At 44.0% G+C, this 17,813-nt stretch carries 17 protein-coding genes and 1 other annotated feature; all 17 genes read left to right on the top strand.

Annotated elements, in window-relative coordinates; all coding sequences use genetic code 11:
- The first annotated feature begins 3 nt into the window (after nt 1–3).
- The 17 genes from rlmB (at nt 4) to fusA (ending at nt 17,794) form a co-directional block, all read left to right on the top strand.
- Entirely contained in the window at nt 4–744 is a 741-nt protein-coding gene (gene rlmB / locus ASG89_RS23510) for a 23S rRNA (guanosine(2251)-2'-O)-methyltransferase RlmB (RefSeq protein ID WP_057313462.1), read from the top strand.
- Nucleotides 745–749: 5 nt separating this feature from the next.
- Nucleotides 750–1,262, top strand: a complete 513-nt coding sequence (locus ASG89_RS23505) for an NYN domain-containing protein (protein WP_057313461.1) — start codon at nt 750–752, stop codon at nt 1,260–1,262.
- A gap of 119 nt (nt 1,263–1,381) precedes the next feature.
- Nucleotides 1,382–2,026 (top strand): RNA polymerase sporulation sigma factor SigH, encoded by a 645-nt coding sequence (gene sigH, locus ASG89_RS23500; protein WP_028557511.1) that lies wholly within the window; start codon nt 1,382–1,384, stop codon nt 2,024–2,026.
- Nucleotides 2,027–2,249: 223 nt separating this feature from the next.
- Nucleotides 2,250–2,399: a 50S ribosomal protein L33 gene (gene rpmG, locus ASG89_RS35790; RefSeq protein ID WP_079418041.1), complete on the top strand. Its 150-nt coding sequence runs from the start codon at nt 2,250–2,252 to the stop codon at nt 2,397–2,399.
- Nucleotides 2,400–2,418: 19 nt separating this feature from the next.
- A complete protein-coding gene (gene secE / locus ASG89_RS23495; RefSeq protein WP_047683213.1) occupies nt 2,419–2,631 on the top strand; it encodes a preprotein translocase subunit SecE in 213 nt (70 codons plus the stop codon).
- Nucleotides 2,632–2,655: 24 nt separating this feature from the next.
- Nucleotides 2,656–3,189, top strand: a complete 534-nt coding sequence (gene nusG / locus ASG89_RS23490) for a transcription termination/antitermination protein NusG (protein WP_028557509.1) — start codon at nt 2,656–2,658, stop codon at nt 3,187–3,189.
- A gap of 135 nt (nt 3,190–3,324) precedes the next feature.
- Nucleotides 3,325–3,750, top strand: coding sequence for a 50S ribosomal protein L11 (gene rplK / locus ASG89_RS23485; RefSeq protein ID WP_028557508.1), 426 nt, complete (start codon nt 3,325–3,327; stop codon nt 3,748–3,750).
- A 116-nt stretch (nt 3,751–3,866) separates the two neighbouring features.
- Nucleotides 3,867–4,559 (top strand): 50S ribosomal protein L1, encoded by a 693-nt coding sequence (gene rplA, locus ASG89_RS23480; protein ID WP_057313460.1) that lies wholly within the window; start codon nt 3,867–3,869, stop codon nt 4,557–4,559.
- Between the two features lie 54 nt (nt 4,560–4,613).
- Nucleotides 4,614–4,767, top strand: a sequence feature (ribosomal protein L10 leader region).
- Nucleotides 4,768–4,834: 67 nt separating this feature from the next.
- The gene (gene rplJ, locus ASG89_RS23475; protein WP_057313459.1) at nt 4,835–5,344 is read left to right on the top strand and encodes a 50S ribosomal protein L10; all 510 of its coding nucleotides are present in this window, start codon (nt 4,835–4,837) and stop codon (nt 5,342–5,344) included.
- Nucleotides 5,345–5,409: 65 nt separating this feature from the next.
- Nucleotides 5,410–5,775: a 50S ribosomal protein L7/L12 gene (gene rplL, locus ASG89_RS23470; protein ID WP_057313458.1), complete on the top strand. Its 366-nt coding sequence runs from the start codon at nt 5,410–5,412 to the stop codon at nt 5,773–5,775.
- Nucleotides 5,776–5,963: 188 nt separating this feature from the next.
- Nucleotides 5,964–6,560, top strand: a complete 597-nt coding sequence (locus tag ASG89_RS23465; protein ID WP_057313457.1) for a class I SAM-dependent methyltransferase — start codon at nt 5,964–5,966, stop codon at nt 6,558–6,560.
- Between the two features lie 356 nt (nt 6,561–6,916).
- Nucleotides 6,917–10,456 carry a DNA-directed RNA polymerase subunit beta gene (gene rpoB, locus ASG89_RS23460; protein ID WP_056618311.1) on the top strand — a complete coding sequence of 1,180 codons (3,540 nt, stop codon included), beginning with the start codon at nt 6,917–6,919 and terminating at the stop codon, nt 10,454–10,456.
- Nucleotides 10,457–10,525: 69 nt separating this feature from the next.
- The gene (gene rpoC / locus ASG89_RS23455) at nt 10,526–14,146 is read left to right on the top strand and encodes a DNA-directed RNA polymerase subunit beta' (RefSeq protein ID WP_057313456.1); all 3,621 of its coding nucleotides are present in this window, start codon (nt 10,526–10,528) and stop codon (nt 14,144–14,146) included.
- A gap of 184 nt (nt 14,147–14,330) precedes the next feature.
- Entirely contained in the window at nt 14,331–14,582 is a 252-nt protein-coding gene (locus tag ASG89_RS23450; RefSeq protein WP_056618306.1) for a ribosomal L7Ae/L30e/S12e/Gadd45 family protein, read from the top strand.
- 162 nt (nt 14,583–14,744) lie between these two features.
- Nucleotides 14,745–15,164, top strand: coding sequence for a 30S ribosomal protein S12 (rpsL, locus tag ASG89_RS23445; RefSeq protein ID WP_028557500.1), 420 nt, complete (start codon nt 14,745–14,747; stop codon nt 15,162–15,164).
- Between the two features lie 44 nt (nt 15,165–15,208).
- Nucleotides 15,209–15,679, top strand: a complete 471-nt coding sequence (rpsG, locus tag ASG89_RS23440) for a 30S ribosomal protein S7 (protein ID WP_028557499.1) — start codon at nt 15,209–15,211, stop codon at nt 15,677–15,679.
- A 39-nt stretch (nt 15,680–15,718) separates the two neighbouring features.
- Nucleotides 15,719–17,794, top strand: coding sequence for an elongation factor G (fusA, locus tag ASG89_RS23435; protein WP_057313455.1), 2,076 nt, complete (start codon nt 15,719–15,721; stop codon nt 17,792–17,794).
- The last annotated feature ends 19 nt before the right edge of the window (nt 17,795–17,813 follow it).

Below are 17,813 nucleotides of genomic sequence, written 5' to 3'. Positions count from 1 at the left end.
AGGATGGATGAAGACATTATCGGCGGGAAGCACTCCGTATTGGAGGCGCTACGTGCCGGCCGGACGATTAATAAAATATGGATTGCCGAAGGTGCTCAGAAGCAATTCGCGGGGCCGATTGTGGCAGAAGCCAAGAATCTAGGAATTATTGTCCAATTTACGGACAAGCGTAAGCTGGATCAAATGGCAGAGGGCCTCCAACATCAAGGTGTAGTTGCACAAGTCGCAGCGTATGCCTACGTAGAAGTTGAGGATATCTTAGCCAAGGCGAAAGCGCTTGGGCAAGAACCATTCATTTTGATACTCGATGAAATTGAAGATCCGCATAACTTAGGTTCGATTCTGCGTACAGCAGATTGTACGGGGGTTCATGGTGTCATTATACCGAAGCGCCGCTCCGTAGGGTTAACGGCAACAGTTTCCAAAACATCTGCGGGCGCAGTTGAGTATGTTCCAGTTGCGCGTGTAACGAACATTGCCCAAACGATTGAGCAATTAAAGGAGCAAGGTGTCTGGGTTGCAGGTACGGACGTTACTGCTGCTCAAGATGTCTATAGAGCCAACTTTACGATTCCGATTGCACTAGTTATTGGAAACGAGGGTAAAGGTGTGGGGCGACTTATTAAAGAAAGATGCGACTTCTTAGTCAAGCTGCCAATGGCTGGGCATGTTAATTCGTTGAATGCCTCTGTTGCCGCTGGTGTATTGATGTATGAAGTGGTAAGACAGCGCAATAAGAGCTAGATGGGATGGAACAGATCCTAATTGTAGATGGCTACAACATTATCGGCGCTTGGCCCGAGTTAAGTAAATTAAAGGATACCGATCTTGAAGGAGCGCGGGACGGTCTGATTCATATGCTTGCGGAGTTTCAATCCTTTTCGGGTATGAAAGTCTATCTGGTCTTTGATGCCTACATGGTACCTGGACTCGGCAAGAAATATGTGCAGAATAAACTGGCTGTGCTCTATACCAAAGAGAAGGAAACCGCAGATGAGCGAATCGAACGATTGGTTACGAATCTGATGGGAAGGCGTAAGGAAATATTCGTGGCGACGTCGGATATGATTGAGCAGCATGTCATATTTGGCAAGGGAGCACTCCGTATGCCCGCGAAAGAATTACTAGTGAAAATTAAACAGAATCGTAAAGAGGTTCGTGAACGCATTGTATCGGAGACGACAACCAAACGAAATCCATTCGGAGGCAAGCTGAGTGAAGAGATGAAAGCGAAGTTAGAACGATGGCGAAGAGGGGAGTAAATCCTCCAAATGCTAGAAATGGTGGGGTTCCCCGTTGACGGTGTGAGTTTTCATCATGTATACTTAACCTAACTTTTATAGTGAAATCTGGGTAGTCTTGCAGGCCGGAGGGATTGTTGGTGAGTGTCGACCTCAAAGAACTGAGAATGTATGATTATGACCTCAAGCCAGATGAAGACATTGTCGAAGCAGTCCGTGAAGGCAGTAGCGAAGCTTTGGAATATCTTATCAACAAGTATAAGAATTTTGTTCGTGCCAAAGCACGTTCTTATTTTTTGATAGGTGCAGACCGAGAAGATATTGTGCAGGAAGGTATGATAGGTTTATATAAATCTATCCGCGACTTCCGAGGAGACAAGCTTGCTTCATTCAAAGCCTTTGCTGAACTGTGTATCACGCGGCAGATCATCACGGCGATTAAGACAGCAACTCGTCAAAAGCATATACCTCTTAATTCCTACGTGTCACTGGATAAGCCCATCTATGATGAAGATTCTGATCGTACACTGCTCGATGTGATTAGCGGCTCCCGGGTAACAGATCCCGAGGAATTGGTTATTAATCAAGAAGAGTTTACGGGACTTGAAGATAAAATGGGAGAGATATTAAGCGACTTAGAGCGTAGAGTGCTTATGCTCTATCTCGATGGCAGATCTTATCAAGAAATTGCTGTGGATCTCGATCGCCATGTGAAGTCAATTGACAATGCTCTCCAACGTGTTAAGCGCAAGCTTGAGCGGTATTTGGAAGTCAGAGATTTATAGAAATGCCCGTGCCGCATGAGCTGTACGGGTGTTTTTCTTTCTTAGTATGTTTAGTAACCCTCGGGAGAGCCTATACTGGTGATACTCTTGCATTTGTGAGACTTCTACCTTGACACTCGGGGGACAGTTGTGATAAAGTGTTTCAGGTAGCCCTAAAAGTCGCTTTCTTTTTGATGCGCTTAGAAGGGCTTTAATTAGAAAGTGTCTGTAGGAGGTGTACATCATGCGGGTCATCATCACATTAGCGTGCACAAATTGCAAACAAAGAAACTATGCATCCACTAAAAATAAGCGCAACAATCCCGACCGTATTGAGTTGAAGAAATATTGCAAATTTTGCAATGAACATACTGCTCATCGCGAGACTAGGTAGTTCTTTGGAGGTGTAGTTTGTGGCGTTCTTGGCTAGAATGAGACAAAGCTTCGGATCCACTTTTTCCTTCTTCACCGACAGTTGGTCAGAACTCAAAAAGGTCAAGTGGCCAAGTCGCAAAGAGATGACTACTTATACGCTTGTCGTTATAGGTACAGTAACTTTTGTTGCTATTTATTTTTTTGTGCTGGATCTAGGAATTTCTGAGTTGCTGCGCCTTGTTTTTAAATAAACAGGACTATAGGTGAATTTATTCATGGAAAAAAGATGGTACGTCGTACATACCTATTCAGGGTATGAGAACAAAGTGAAAGCCAACTTAGAGAAGCGCGTTGAGTCTATGGAAATGACGGACAAGATCTTCCGTGTGCTTGTGCCTATGGAAGAAGAACTGGTAAACAAGGATGGCAAGAAGAAAGTTGTCATGCGTAAAGTTTATCCAGGGTATGTCCTTGTGGAAATGATTCAAACGGACGACTCTTGGTACGTAGTGCGTAATACGCCAGGAGTGACTGGGTTTGTAGGTTCTACAGGATCCGGCTCTAAACCAACTGCATTGTTACCTGAGGAAGTTGAATCGATTCTGAAGCATATGGGAATGGAAGAGCCGAAGGAAGTAATCGACTTCGAACTCAAAGAGACCGTACGCGTCAAAGTGGGTCCATTTGCAAACTTTGTTGGCTCTGTCGAAGAGATTATTGCCGATAAGGGTAAACTGAAGGTGCATGTCAACATGTTTGGTAGAGAAACGCCGCTTGAGCTCGATTTCGATCAAGTGGAAAAACTCTAACAGCGTGACAACCAAAAGGTTCTACCAGGTCTATTCCTTGGGATAGACCTACGTTAGTGGGATCGCATTATTTTCCTGAATAGTGAGACTTTGATTCGTCGAAGACTCCTATATTACTGCAAGGAGGTGTCTATCATGGCAAAAAAGGTTATTAAAATCGTGAAGCTTCAAGTTCAAGCTGCGAAAGCAAATCCAGCACCACCGATCGGTCCAGCATTGGGTCAAGCAGGTGTGAACATTATGGCTTTCTGTAAAGAGTTTAACGCTCGTACTGCTGATCAAGTTGGTCTAATCATTCCAGTTGAAATCACAGTTTTCGAAGACCGTTCCTTTACATTCATCACTAAAACGCCTCCGGCTGCAGTTCTACTTCGCGTCGTTGCTGGTATCGAAAAAGGATCAGGCGAACCGAACAAGAAGAAAGTTGCAACTGTGAAACGCGCTAAAGTTCGCGAAATCGCTGAACAAAAAATGCCTGACCTAAATGCTGCATCCGTTGAGGCTGCAATGCGTATGGTTGAAGGTACTGCTCGCAGCATGGGAATCGTCATCGAAGATTAATTCCGCAAGGAATGCGACTGTGTAAGCTCGATGCTTACGGAAATGTTTTCTACGAAATCATGGAAGTCGCTCGGTGGGAGGATTATCCGCTAATACCACTAAGGAGGATAAATAATATGCCTAAACACGGTAAAAAATACCGCGAAGTAGCTCAGCTTGTTGATGCTGAAACTTTGTATGATCCGTCAGAAGCAATCGAGCTAGTTAAGAAAACAGCTCCTGCTAAATTTGATGAAACTGTAGATGTTGCAGTTCGTCTGGGTGTTGACCCAAGAAAACAAGATCAGGCTGTTCGTGGTGTTGTTGTACTTCCACACGGTACTGGTAAAACAAAACGCGTTCTCGTATTTGCAAAAGGCGAGAAAGCAAAAGAGGCTGAAGCAGCTGGTGCAGATTTTGTTGGTGATGCAGACATGATCAACAAAATTCAACAAGGTTGGTTCGAATTCGATGTTTGCGTAGCTACTCCGGACATGATGAGCGAAGTTGGTAAACTGGGTCGTATCCTCGGGGGTAAAGGTTTAATGCCAAACCCTAAAGCAGGAACAGTTACTTTCGACGTTACCAAAGCTGTTCAAGAGATCAAAGCTGGTAAAATCGAATACCGTCTTGATAAAGCAGGTCAAATCCATGCTCCACTTGGTAAAGTATCTTTCGATGCAGACAAGTTGAACGAAAACTTCAAAGCATTGGTTGATGCACTTGTTCGTGCGAAACCAGCAGCTGCTAAAGGTGTATACCTTAAGAACATTGCTGTATCTTCCACAATGGGTCCAAGCGTACGTGTGAACCTGTCATCCTTTAGATAAGTAAAAGCTTCCAGTTGACTTCGGTTACTGGGCATGATACTCTATCAAAGGTCCTAAAAATGAATATGCAAACCGTAGACAGTAGGTGCCGATGAGCTTAATTTCCTACCGAGGTGTTATGATATATATAGCGATTTCTTTGTACGCAAGGGAAAAGTGAACACATCATGCCTTCGTAGCGTCTACGAAGGCATTTCTTATTCATAGATAAGAAATGCTAATGCTCCTACTGTTTGCGATCTTGAAAGATAAATGCATAAGAAGTGAGGTGTACTATGGCAAACGCGAAAATTCTTGCAGAGAAAGAACAAGCTGTAGCTGAAGTAACTGAGAAGTTTAAAGCTAGCACTTGTACAATCGTAGCAGATTACCGTGGTTTGAACGTAGCTCAAGTAACTCAGCTGCGCAAAAGCTTACGTGAAGCTGGTATCGAATTTACAGTTCTCAAGAACTCCCTAGCGAGACGCGCAACGGCTAACGCTGATCTGACTGGTTTGGATGAGTTCCTTACGGGACCAACAGCTATTGCTTTCAGCAAAGACGATGTAATCTCTCCAGCTAAAATCTTGACTGAATTTGCGAAAAAGAACGATAAATTGAGCGTGAAAGCTGGCGTGGTCGAAGGCCGCGTAGTTGGATCCGCTGAAATCAAAGCACTTGCAGAACTTCCATCCAGAGATGGTCTTCTCTCCATGTTGCTTAGCGTTCTTCAAGCTCCAGTTCGTAACTTTGCTCTTGCTGTTAAAGCAGTTGCAGAGAAAAAAGAAGCTGAAGGTCAAGCTTAATATTAACGCACTATCTGAATTACAAACAAAAAAACTAATTTATTAATGATAATGGAGGTTTAACCATGAGCACAAATGCAACGATCCTAGAAGCAATCAAAGGCATGACAATCTTGGAATTGAACGACCTGGTTAAAGCAATCGAAGAAGAGTTTGGCGTAACAGCAGCAGCTCCAGTAGCAGCAGGCGGCGGCGCAGCAGTAGCAGTTGAAGAAGCTCAAACTGAGTTTGACGTTATCTTGACAAGCGCTGGCGCTTCCAAAATCAACGTAATCAAAGTAGTTCGCGAAATCACAGGTCTTGGCCTGAAAGAAGCGAAAGACCTTGTTGACGGAGCTCCAAAAGCAGTTAAAGAAAAAGTTAGCCAAGAAGAAGCAGACGCTGTTAAAGCTAAGCTTACTGAAGCTGGCGCTTCCGTAGAAGTTAAGTAATTTCTTTTTCTTAAGAAACCTCTTGAAGCTTGACTTCAAGAGGTTTTTTTCAACATTAAAGTACGATAGGTTCGCAGGATATGAACGGCAACGCCGTTTATTGTGCCTAAGTTTTACCCTTAGGAAAGCCTTAGGAACGCACGTGGTTATTTGTTTTTCCTATAGGTAGAAAAGGAGGGAATTCAAACGTGTCAGAGCATTACTACACAAGGCGGCCGACAGTGAAGAGTGATGTCCATACGACACAAGAAACACTTCGTGGCAAGACGTTTACTTTTCTTACGGATGCCGGTGTGTTTTCTAAAAAAGGTGTCGATTATGGCAGTAAGCATTTAATAGAAACAATGGAACTATCGGAAAATGCTAGTGTTCTTGATATGGGCTGTGGCTACGGACCGATGGGGCTGAGCGCAGCGGTGATGTGTCCGAATGGGCATGTGACAATGGTCGACATCAATGAAAGAGCAGTCGAACTTTCGGTGGAGAATGCGCGGCGAAATGGTATTACCAATGTCACTATTCTTCAGAGTGATCTGTTGGAACAGGTGAAGGATAAGAAGTTTGACGCTGTTCTAACCAATCCGCCGATCCGTGCGGGTAAAGAAACGGTTCATAAGATATTTGTGGATGCTTATGATTGCTTGAAGGATGGGGGCTCTCTGTGGGTTGTCATCCAGAAGAAGCAAGGGGCGCCATCGGCAGTGAAGAAGCTGGAAACCATGTATAGTGAAGTGGTGGAGGTTTCGAAGGACAAAGGCTACCGCATTCTTAAAGCAACGAAGTAAAGCTCACGCAATTATATGTGGGAATTTGTTTGACTTGACATTTCAATTGTGATATTATTAAAAAATGTCAGTATTAAGATGGGACACATGTCTTTAGTTGGTAAAAATGTCAAGTCTTTTTTTAGCCAGTAGGAATAAAATTCGAACCAGCGACGTATAATGTTTGAATTTTGGGAAATTCTAACAGGATGGGAACAATTCTTGATAACGTGTTATTGAATACAGAAAAAAACCTTCATCCATACAGTCGCTTAATTCGGACGGGCTCCACTAACGGAGGCGTCCTGAGTGTACGTCGGTCGAAGTTTTTCTTCTTTCTTTTTATTTATTGAGTAGAGTTGAGGGGTGAATGAAAGTTGGCGGGACATCTTGTTCAATTTGGACGACGTAAACGCAGGACTTATGCACGAATTAATGAGGTTCTGGGCATTCCAAACCTGATTGAAATCCAGCAAAAATCGTATGAGTGGTTTTTGGAAGAGGGACTTCGTGAGATGTTTCAGGATATCTCCCCGATTCAGGATTTTACAGGGAACCTAGTACTGGAGTTCATCGACTATAGCTTAGGCGATCCTAAGTATTCCGTTGATGAGTCCAAAGAACGCGACGTAACATATGCGGCGCCGTTAAGAGTCAAAGTCCGTTTGATTAATAAGGAAACTGGCGAGGTCAAGGAACAAGAAGTGTTCATGGGGGATTTCCCTATTATGACCGATACAGGAACGTTCATTATTAACGGTGCGGAGCGTGTAATCGTCTCCCAGCTCGTTCGATCTCCCAGTGTTTATTATAGCACGAAAGTGGATAAAAACGGCAAAAAAACTTACACAGCAACAGTGATTCCGAACCGCGGAGCGTGGCTGGAGCTTGAGACAGATGCGAAGGATATCATCTATGTTCGTATCGATCGCACGCGTAAAATCCCAGTTACTGTATTGCTTCGTTCATTAGGATTTGGTACGGATGCTGAAATTCTAGATTTGCTTGGCGATAACGAATATATTCGTAACACGCTAGATAAAGATAACACCGATTCTACGGAAAAAGCGTTGATCGAAATCTACGAGCGTCTTCGTCCAGGTGAGCCGCCTACGCTTGATAATGCAAGAAGCTTGATCGTTGCTCGTTTCTTTGATCCGAAGCGTTACGATTTAGCGAACGTAGGTCGCTACAAAATCAATAAAAAATTACACATCAAGAACCGTTTGTTCAATCAACGTTTAGCTGAAACTTTGGTGGATTCCGAAACTGGGGAAATCATTGCTGAAGCTGGACAATTGTTGGATCGTCGTGTGCTTGATGAAATCCTTCCTTTTATCGAAAAAGGTGCGGGATATAAAGAGTTTACGATTCCTAAAGGTGTAACTGGCGCGGATACAATCCCTGTTCAGTGCATTAACGTTTACTCACCAACAGAAGAAGGCAAGGTAGTTAAGGTTATTTCTAACGGTGTTATTGATAAAGCTGTCAAAAACATCACGCCTGCCGATATCATCTCATCCATTAACTACTTTATTAACTTACTGCATGGTATTGGAAATACAGATGATATTGACCATCTTGGTAACCGTAGACTTCGTTCTGTAGGTGAATTGCTTCAAAATCAATTCCGTATCGGTCTTTCCCGTATGGAACGTGTTGTTCGTGAACGTATGTCGATTCAAGACGCTAACGTGATCACGCCGCAAGCATTGATCAACATTCGTCCTGTTATCGCGTCGATCAAAGAGTTCTTTGGTAGCTCCCAACTATCGCAATTTATGGACCAAACGAATCCGCTTGCTGAATTGACGCACAAGAGACGTCTATCTGCACTCGGACCCGGCGGTTTGACGAGAGAGCGCGCAGGGATGGAAGTTCGTGACGTGCATCACTCTCACTATGGCCGTATGTGTCCAATTGAGACGCCTGAGGGACCGAACATTGGTTTGATCAACTCCTTGTCTACGTTTGCCCGTATTAATGAGTATGGCTTCATTGAAGCACCGTATCGTTGGGTAGATCCGAAGACAGGTTTGGTAACTGATCAAATCGCTTACCTGACAGCAGATGAAGAAGATAACTACGTTATCGCGCAAGCGAATGCGAAGTTGACGGAAGAAAATAAATTCGTTGAAGATGCGATTATCGTTCGTTACAAAGATGATAACTTAACACTTCCGGTTGAACGTGTCGACTACATGGACGTTTCTCCGAAGCAAGTTGTTTCTGTAGCGACAGCGTTAATCCCGTTCCTTGAAAATGATGACTCCAACCGTGCCTTAATGGGTTCCAACATGCAGCGTCAAGCTGTTCCACTTCTTATTCCTAAAGCTCCGCTTGTAGGTACAGGAATGGAGCACAAGGTTGCTAAGGACTCCGGAGTATGTATTGTCTCCAAATTTGATGGAATTATTGAGAAAGCTGCTGCGAACGAAATTTGGTTGCGTCGCCAAGAAATGGTTGATGGCAAGCTAGTTAGCGGTAACATCGTGAAATATAAGCTTCACAAATTTATGCGTTCTAACCAAGGTACTTGCATTAATCAACGTCCGATTGTAAAAAAAGGTCAATTGATTAAAGCAGGAGATATCCTTGCTGATGGACCGTCTACAGAACAAGGTGAATTGGCGCTTGGACGCAACGTAGTCGTAGCTTTCATGACTTGGGAAGGTTACAACTATGAGGATGCGATCTTGCTAAGCCAAAAGCTTGTTAAAGAAGATGTGTACACCTCCATTCATATCGAGGAATACGAGTCGGAAGCTCGTGATACGAAGCTTGGACCTGAAGAAATTACTCGCGACATCCCGAACGTAGGGGAAGACGCACTTAAGAATCTTGACGAGCGCGGAATCATTCGTGTTGGTGCTGAAATCGGCGCTGGCGACATCCTCGTTGGTAAAGTAACGCCGAAGGGTGTAACGGAGCTAACGGCGGAAGAAAGATTGCTGCACGCAATCTTCGGTGAGAAGGCTCGTGAGGTTCGTGACACGTCCCTACGCGTACCGCATGGTACAGATGGTATCGTGGTTGATGTGAAAGTATTTACGCGTGAGAACGGCGATGAGCTGCCTCCAGGTGTTAACCAACTCGTTCGTGTCTATATTGCTCAAAAACGGAAAATTTCCGAAGGCGACAAAATGGCGGGACGTCATGGTAACAAAGGGGTAGTTGCACGTATTCTCCCTGAAGAAGATATGCCTTTCCTTCCAGATGGTACACCAGTAGAAGTCGTTCTGAATCCACTAGGGGTTCCTTCCCGGATGAACATCGGTCAAGTACTTGAAGTTCACTTAGGTATGGCTTCCAAGTATTTGGGTATTCACGCTGCAACACCAGTATTCGATGGAGCGCGTGAGTATGACGTATTTGATGCCATGGAAGAAGCAGGTATGCAACGTAGCGGTAAAACGATTCTGTACGATGGTCGTACAGGTGAGTCCTTCGAGCGTGAAGTAACCGTTGGCGTTATGTACATGATCAAATTGGCACACATGGTTGACGATAAAATCCATGCCCGTTCCACAGGACCTTACTCCCTTGTTACTCAGCAGCCGCTGGGTGGTAAAGCGCAGTTCGGTGGACAACGTTTCGGGGAGATGGAGGTATGGGCACTCGAGGCATATGGAGCTGCTTATACATTGCAAGAAATTCTTACCGTTAAGTCAGATGACGTTGTGGGCCGTGTGAAAACGTACGAATCCATTGTCAAAGGCGAGAACGTTCCAGAACCAGGTGTTCCGGAATCCTTCAAAGTTTTGATCAAAGAGCTTCAAAGCTTAGGTATGGATGTTAAGATCCTGTCTGGCGATGAAGAAGAGATCGAGATGCGCGAAGCTGATGACGACGACGAAGTGACAAGCGATAAATTAAACCTAAACATTGAGGGCTCCGAGCTTGGGGTCAACGAATAGTAACATAGCTTTAGAACGAGAACGATTCACTGTAAAGTGGGTTTAAATTTCTTAAAGGAGGGTTGCTCCTTGATGGACGTTAACAACTTCGAGTTTATGAAAATCGGCTTGGCATCACCCGATAAAATTCGCTCTTGGTCCCGTGGGGAAGTAAAGAAGCCGGAAACGATTAACTACAGAACCTTAAAACCTGAGAAAGAAGGTCTTTTCTGTGAAAAGATCTTCGGACCTACGAAAGATTGGGAATGTCATTGCGGTAAATACAAACGTGTTCGTTATAAAGGCGTTGTTTGTGACCGTTGTGGCGTTGAAGTAACCCGTCAAAAAGTACGTCGTGAACGCATGGGACACATTGAACTTGCTGCTCCTGTTTCACACATTTGGTACTTCAAAGGGATTCCTAGCCGTATGGGTCTTGCACTAGATATGTCTCCAAGATCTTTGGAGGAAATCATCTACTTTGCATCCTACGTAGTAACGGATCCAGGTGATACGCCACTTGAGAAGAAGCAACTATTGTCTGAGAAAGAATACCGTAGCTATCGTGAGAAATACGGCTATGCTTTCCAAGCGGGCATGGGTGCGGAAGCCGTGAAGAAGCTTCTCATCGATATTGATATCGAACGCGAAGTAGACACACTCAAAGAAGAACTCAAAACTGCACAAGGTCAACGTCGTAATCGTGCGATTAAGCGTCTGGAAGTTATGGAAGCATTCCGTAACTCGAAGAACTTGCCTGGTTGGATGGTACTGGATGTACTTCCAGTTATCCCTCCTGAGCTTCGTCCGATGGTTCAACTTGACGGTGGGCGTTTTGCGACATCCGATTTGAATGATCTTTATCGTCGTGTTATTAACCGTAATAACCGTCTGAAGAGATTGCTCGACCTAGGGGCACCGGATATCATTGTTCAAAATGAGAAACGGATGCTTCAAGAAGCGGTTGATGCATTGATCGATAACGGTCGTCGCGGCCGTCCAGTAACAGGTCCAGGTAACCGTCCTTTGAAATCCCTCAGCCATATGCTGAAAGGTAAACAAGGTCGTTTCCGTCAGAACTTGCTCGGTAAACGTGTTGACTACTCTGGTCGTTCCGTTATCGTAGTAGGACCTAACCTGAAGATGTACCAATGTGGTCTTCCGAAGGAAATGGCGCTTGAATTATTCAAGCCTTTCGTTATGAAAGAGCTTGTGAATAAAGGTTTGGCTCATAACATTAAGAGTGCGAAGCGTAAAGTTGAGCGCGTAAGTCCAGATGTTTGGGACGTTCTTGAAGAAGTTATTAAAGAGCACCCGGTTCTTCTGAACCGTGCACCGACATTGCATAGATTGGGTATTCAAGCTTTTGAACCGATTCTGGTTGAAGGCCGCGCTATTAAACTTCACCCGCTCGTTTGTACAGCTTACAACGCTGACTTCGACGGTGACCAAATGGCCGTTCACGTTCCATTATCCTCAGAAGCACAAGCTGAAGCTCGCTTGCTCATGTTAGCATCAGGTAACATTTTGAATCCGAAAGACGGTAAGCCGGTTGTTACACCTTCACAGGATATGGTTCTGGGAAGTTTCTACTTAACAACGGATAACAAATTCGCTAAAGGTGCTGGTTCTATCATTAGAACCGTTCATGAAGCAGTTTCTTCTTACCAATCGGGCAAAATGGCACTACACGCTCGTGTTGCAATCCCTGCTAGAGCATTGAACAAAACGAGTTTCACTGAGAAGCAACAAAACGCTATGTTGATCACTACAATCGGTAAAATCATTATGAACGAAATCTATCCAGCTGATTTCCCGTTCATCAATGAGCCGACCAAAACGAACCTATTGAATGGTATTCCAGATGCGCATTTCGTATTTGAAAAAGGTGCAGATCTGAAAGCAATCATGTTGGAACGTGATGAGAACAAAGCGGTAGGTAAAGAATATTTAGGATCGATTATTGCTGAGTGCTTCCGTAAGTATCATACAACGCAAACATCGATGATTCTTGATAAAATTAAAGAGCTTGGATTCACGTATTCAACGAAAGCCGGTATTACCGTAGCTGTCTCTGACGTTGTAGTTCCAACCGAAAAAGTAGCAATCCTGAAGGAATGTGAAGAGAAAGTACGCGTAGTTACGAACCAATACCGTCGTGGTTTGATTACGGATGAAGAGCGTTACGACCGCGTTATTGCGATCTGGAGTAAAGCGAAGGATGAAATCACTGAGATTTTGATGAAATCCCTAGATAAATACAACTCTATTTCCATGATGGTTGAATCCAAGGCGCGGGGTAACAAATCACAGATTACACAGCTTGGCGGTATGCGTGGTTTGATGGCGAATCCATCCGGTAAAATTATGGAGTTGCCAATTAAATCGAACTTCCGTGAAGGTCTGACAATCTTAGAATACTTTATTTCCACGCACGGAGCGCGTAAAGGTCTTGCCGATACAGCACTTCGTACAGCGGATTCCGGTTACTTGACTCGTCGTCTCGTTGACGTAGCACAAGATGTTATCGTTCGTGAAGACGATTGTGGAACAGATAAAGGCTTCATGGTTAGCAAAATTCAAGACGGTAAAGAGGTTATTGAGGATCTCTACGATCGTATTGAAGGTCGCTACGCCTATGAAACGCTTCGTCATCCACAAACAGGTGAAGTGATCGTGCAACGTAATGAACTGATTGAATCTGGCATTGCAGATCGTATTATTGAAGCAGGTATTGAGAAACTTCAAATTCGATCTGTACTTAGCTGCCGCACCAATCATGGTGTTTGTAAGAAATGTTATGGTCGTAACTTGGCTACTGGTCAATTCGTTGAGGTTGGTGAGGCAGTTGGTATTATTGCCGCGCAATCCATTGGTGAGCCAGGGACACAGTTGACGATGCGTACGTTCCATACCGGTGGTGTTGCCGGAGACGATATTACACAAGGTTTACCGCGTATTCAGGAACTCTTTGAGGCACGTAATCCGAAAGGTCAAGCGATCATTTCCGAAATCGACGGTGTCGTTAAGGAAATTCGTGAAGCTAAGGATCGTCGTGAAATCGAAGTTCAAGGTGAAGCGGAATCCAAAGTATATGCAGTTCCTTACGGATCTCGTGTGCGTGTTTCGTTGAATCAACAAGTTGAAGCTGGCGACGAGCTAACAGACGGATCTATCGATCCGAAAGAAATGCTTCGCATCAAAGGTATTCGCGGCGTTCAGAACTATATTCTTCAAGAAGTACAACGTGTATATCGTAACCAAGGGGTAGAAATTAACGATAAACATATTGAAGTTATGGTTCGTCAAATGCTACGTAAAATCCGCATCGTAGACGCGGGTGATACAACGCTACTACCTGGTTCATTTGTTGATATTCATGAGTATGAAGCAGCTAATAAAGTTGCTTTGTTCGCTGGCACAGAACCTGCGGTTGCTCGTCCAATCTTGCTCGGTATCACCAAAGCTTCCCTTGAAACGGATTCCTTCTTATCAGCGGCGTCATTCCAAGAGACTACACGTGTCTTGACAGATGCAGCGATTAAGGGGAAAGTCGACCAATTGTTAGGTTTGAAAGAGAATGTTATCATCGGTAAACTGATCCCTGCGGGAACAGGTATGCCGAGATACCGTAACATTCGAATCACGAACCCGAACGAAGTTGTCGTTTTGGATGAAGATTTGGAGAAAGAAACAGTTGCTGTTGAGTAATTAAATATAGAGAAAGAGGTAGCCACTTGATTAGGGGTGCGCTATCTCTTTTTATTTAAACGAAAATGTCAGCTGCTTTTAGTAGAAATACTTGAACTAACCCTTGACACCACCCAATCAAAATGATAATATATCGAAGTGTGCCTAAGTCGATATTCTTTCCTTTCTTTGAAGGGGGTGCCTAATGTCTTATGAAATAGTCAAACAGGCGAAGAATAGATGTGTAGGCACGAAGAAAGTTACAAAAACAGTCGAGCAAGGTAAGGCGATAGAAGTTTTTGTTTCTAAAGATGCAGATCCGCGATTGACGATAAATCTGGTAGCTCTCTGTACGCAGATGGGTGTGCCTGTAACCTACGTAGATTCTATGAAGATGCTAGGTAAAGCATGTGGAATTGAAGTTGGAGCTGCGGTAGCAGCTGTTGTAAATGAATAAGTGCTAAAGGCGTTTTTGTTAGTGGAAGAAGTTTGCATAAGTACTCGTGACTTTGACAGCTCTCCATAACAAAGACTTTCTCTTTGCTCATTTATGACTCGCCTGGATCTGTGGGCTTGCAAGAAGCACATCATGTTATGAATGTAGGGAGGAGGTGGCGATATGCCAACAATTAACCAACTAGTACGTAAAGGTCGTCAAGCGAAGGTGGATAAGTCCAAATCACCAGCTTTACAAAAAGGTTTTAACGCTTTGAAAAGAGAAGCAACGGATTTGAGCGCTCCTCAAAAACGTGGTGTCTGCACGCGTGTAGGTACTATGACTCCTAAGAAGCCTAACTCCGCACTTCGTAAATACGCACGTGTTCGTTTAACGAACCGCGTAGAGGTGACAGCTTATATCCCAGGTATCGGTCACAACCTGCAAGAACACAGTGTTGTATTGATCCGTGGTGGTAGAATTAAAGATCTTCCAGGGGTACGTTATCACATCGTACGTGGAGCTCTAGATACTTCCGGTGTTAACAACCGTAAGCAATCCCGTTCCAAATACGGTACGAAACGTCCGAAAGTTAAAAAATAAGAGATAATAATCAGGGATGATTCTTATAAGAAAGGGGGATAACTATGCCTCGTAAAGGTCCAGTTACTCGCAGAGACGTATTGCCAGATCCTATTTATAATAGCAAACTAGTTACTCGTCTTATCAACCGTATTATGGTTGATGGAAAAAGAGGGGTAGCACAAACGATTCTATACAACGCTTTTAACCTCGTGAAAGATCGTACAGGTAAAGAGCCGATGGAAGTGTTTGAAGCTGCTATCAAAAACATTATGCCAGTACTAGAAGTTAAAGCTCGCCGTGTTGGTGGAGCAAACTATCAAGTGCCTATCGAAGTTAGACCTGACCGTCGTTCGACATTAGGTTTGCGTTGGTTGGTTAACTATTCCCGTCTTCGCGGTGAGAAGACGATGGAAGAAAGATTGGCTTATGAAATTATCGATGCTAGCAATAGCACAGGTTCTTCCGTTAAGAAACGTGAAGATACACACAAAATGGCTGAAGCTAACAAAGCTTTCGCTCACTACCGTTGGTAGAATTCAAATACAATTAACAGAAAGGAGACATAACGACCTATGGCTAGAGAGTTCTCCTTAAAAAACACACGTAATATCGGGATCATGGCTCATATCGATGCTGGTAAAACGACAACAACAGAGCGTATCTTGTATTACACTGGTAAAGTTCACAAAATCGGAGAAGTGCACGAAGGTGCAGCTACGATGGACTGGATGGAGCAGGAGCAAGAGCGCGGAATCACGATTACTTCCGCCGCTACAACTGCGCAATGGGAAGGTCACCGCATCAATATTATTGATACCCCAGGGCACGTTGACTTTACCGTTGAGGTAGAGCGTTCCCTTCGTGTGTTAGATGGAGCAGTTGGTGTATTTAGCGCGAAAGAGGGCGTTGAACCTCAATCCGAAACAGTTTGGAGACAAGCTGATAAATACAACGTTCCACGTATTGCTTACGTAAACAAAATGGACATCATCGGTGCAGACTTCCTGCAAGTTGTTGAGTCCATGCGTTTAAAGCTAGGTGCAAATGCAGTAGCTATTCAACTTCCAATCGGTGCTGAGAATGATTTTAAAGGCATCATCGACTTGGTTGAAGAAACTGCTTATATGTACAAAGATGATCTTGGTAAGGATATCGAGAAAATCGAAATTCCTGCTGAGTTCAAGGATCAAGTTGCTGAGCTTCGTTTGGAACTAATCGAGAAAGTTGCTGAGCTTGATGAAGAGCTTACAATGAAATACCTCGAGGGCGAAGAAATCTCTGTTGACGAGATCAAAGCAGCTCTACGTAAAGGTGTCTGTGATGTTAAAATCTTCCCAGTTATCGTAGGGTCTTCTTACAGAAACAAAGGTGTTCAATTGATGTTGGATGCAGTTATTAACTATCTGCCTTCACCACTTGATGTACCTGATATTAAAGGTGTACTTGACGATGGTACTGAAGTGGTTCGTAAGTCTGCTGATGATCAACCTTTCTCAGCGCTTGCATTCAAAATCATGACAGATCCTTTCGTTGGTCGTCTTACGTTCTTCCGTGTTTACTCTGGTACCTTGAACTCCGGTTCCTATGTCTCTAACGCGACAAAAGGCAAACGTGAGCGCGTTGGTCGTATCCTGCAAATGCATGCGAACAGCCGTCAAGAGATCAGCATTGTATACGCTGGTGATATTGCCGCAGCTGTTGGATTGAAAGATACAACAACTGGTGATACACTTTGTGATGAGAAAAATCCAGTTATTCTTGAGAGAATGGTCTTCCCTGAACCGGTTATCCAGCTTGCTGTAGAACCGAAAACGAAAGCCGATCAAGATAAAATGGGTATCGCATTGCAAAAACTTGCTGAAGAAGATCCTACTTTCCGTGCTTCTACTGACGAAGAAACAGGACAAACGATCATCGCAGGTATGGGTGAGCTTCACCTTGAGATCCTAGTTGACCGTATGCTTCGCGAGTTCAAAGTCGAAACCAATGTAGGTAAACCACAAGTTGCTTATCGTGAAACATTCCGTGCAGCAGCTAAGGTTGAAGGTAAATTCGTTCGTCAATCCGGTGGTCGTGGTCAATACGGACATTGTTGGGTTGAGTTCGAACCACAAGAAGCTGGTACAGGTTTCATCTTCGAAAACAAAGTTGTGGGCGGATCTATTCCTAGAGAGTATATCGCACCTATTCAAGCTGGTATCGAAGAGTCCATGAAGAACGGTGTAATCGCAGGATTCCCGCTTGTGGATATCAAAGCTACAGTTGTTGATGGATCTTACCATGATGTTGACTCCAATGAAATGGCGTTCAAAATCGCGGGTTCCATGGCACTTAAAGCAGCGAAAGAAAAATGTAAACCGGTTCTTCTTGAGCCAATCATGAAGGTTGAAGTTACTGTGCCAGAAGAGTACATGGGCGATGTTATGGGTGACCTTAACTCCCGTCGTGGACGTATCGAAGGTATGGATAGCCGTCATGGAGCACAAGTCATTCGTGCTAAGGTGCCTTTGTCCGAAATGTTTGGATACTCCACAACACTTCGTTCAAGAACACAAGGCCGTGGTGTTTACTCCATGGAACTTTCACATTATGAAGAGGTACCTAAGTCCATTGCAGAAGAAATTATTGCAAAAGGCAAAGGCGCTTAATATAAAAATACTAGTTACT

Source organism: Paenibacillus sp. Soil766, assembly GCF_001428105.1.
Taxonomy (GTDB): Bacteria; Bacillota; Bacilli; order Paenibacillales; family NBRC-103111; genus Paenibacillus_E.
Note: the sequence above shows the minus strand (reverse complement) of the source record. Positions and strands in the feature narration are given on the sequence as shown.

Excerpts from the sequence above, each read along its gene's own strand:
- rlmB (WP_057313462.1), top strand. The coding sequence starts at position 4 with ATGGATGAAGACATTATCGGCGGGAAGCACTCCGTATTGGAGGCGCTA.
- ASG89_RS23505 (WP_057313461.1), top strand. The coding sequence starts at position 750 with ATGGAACAGATCCTAATTGTAGATGGCTACAACATTATCGGCGCTTGG.
- rpmG (WP_079418041.1), top strand. The coding sequence starts at position 2,250 with ATGCGGGTCATCATCACATTAGCGTGCACAAATTGCAAACAAAGAAAC.
- nusG (WP_028557509.1), top strand. The coding sequence starts at position 2,656 with ATGGAAAAAAGATGGTACGTCGTACATACCTATTCAGGGTATGAGAAC.
- rplK (WP_028557508.1), top strand. The coding sequence starts at position 3,325 with ATGGCAAAAAAGGTTATTAAAATCGTGAAGCTTCAAGTTCAAGCTGCG.
- rplA (WP_057313460.1), top strand. The coding sequence starts at position 3,867 with ATGCCTAAACACGGTAAAAAATACCGCGAAGTAGCTCAGCTTGTTGAT.
- rplJ (WP_057313459.1), top strand. The coding sequence starts at position 4,835 with ATGGCAAACGCGAAAATTCTTGCAGAGAAAGAACAAGCTGTAGCTGAA.
- rplL (WP_057313458.1), top strand. The coding sequence starts at position 5,410 with ATGAGCACAAATGCAACGATCCTAGAAGCAATCAAAGGCATGACAATC.
- ASG89_RS23450 (WP_056618306.1), top strand. The coding sequence starts at position 14,331 with ATGTCTTATGAAATAGTCAAACAGGCGAAGAATAGATGTGTAGGCACG.
- rpsL (WP_028557500.1), top strand. The coding sequence starts at position 14,745 with ATGCCAACAATTAACCAACTAGTACGTAAAGGTCGTCAAGCGAAGGTG.
- rpsG (WP_028557499.1), top strand. The coding sequence starts at position 15,209 with ATGCCTCGTAAAGGTCCAGTTACTCGCAGAGACGTATTGCCAGATCCT.
- fusA (WP_057313455.1), top strand. The coding sequence starts at position 15,719 with ATGGCTAGAGAGTTCTCCTTAAAAAACACACGTAATATCGGGATCATG.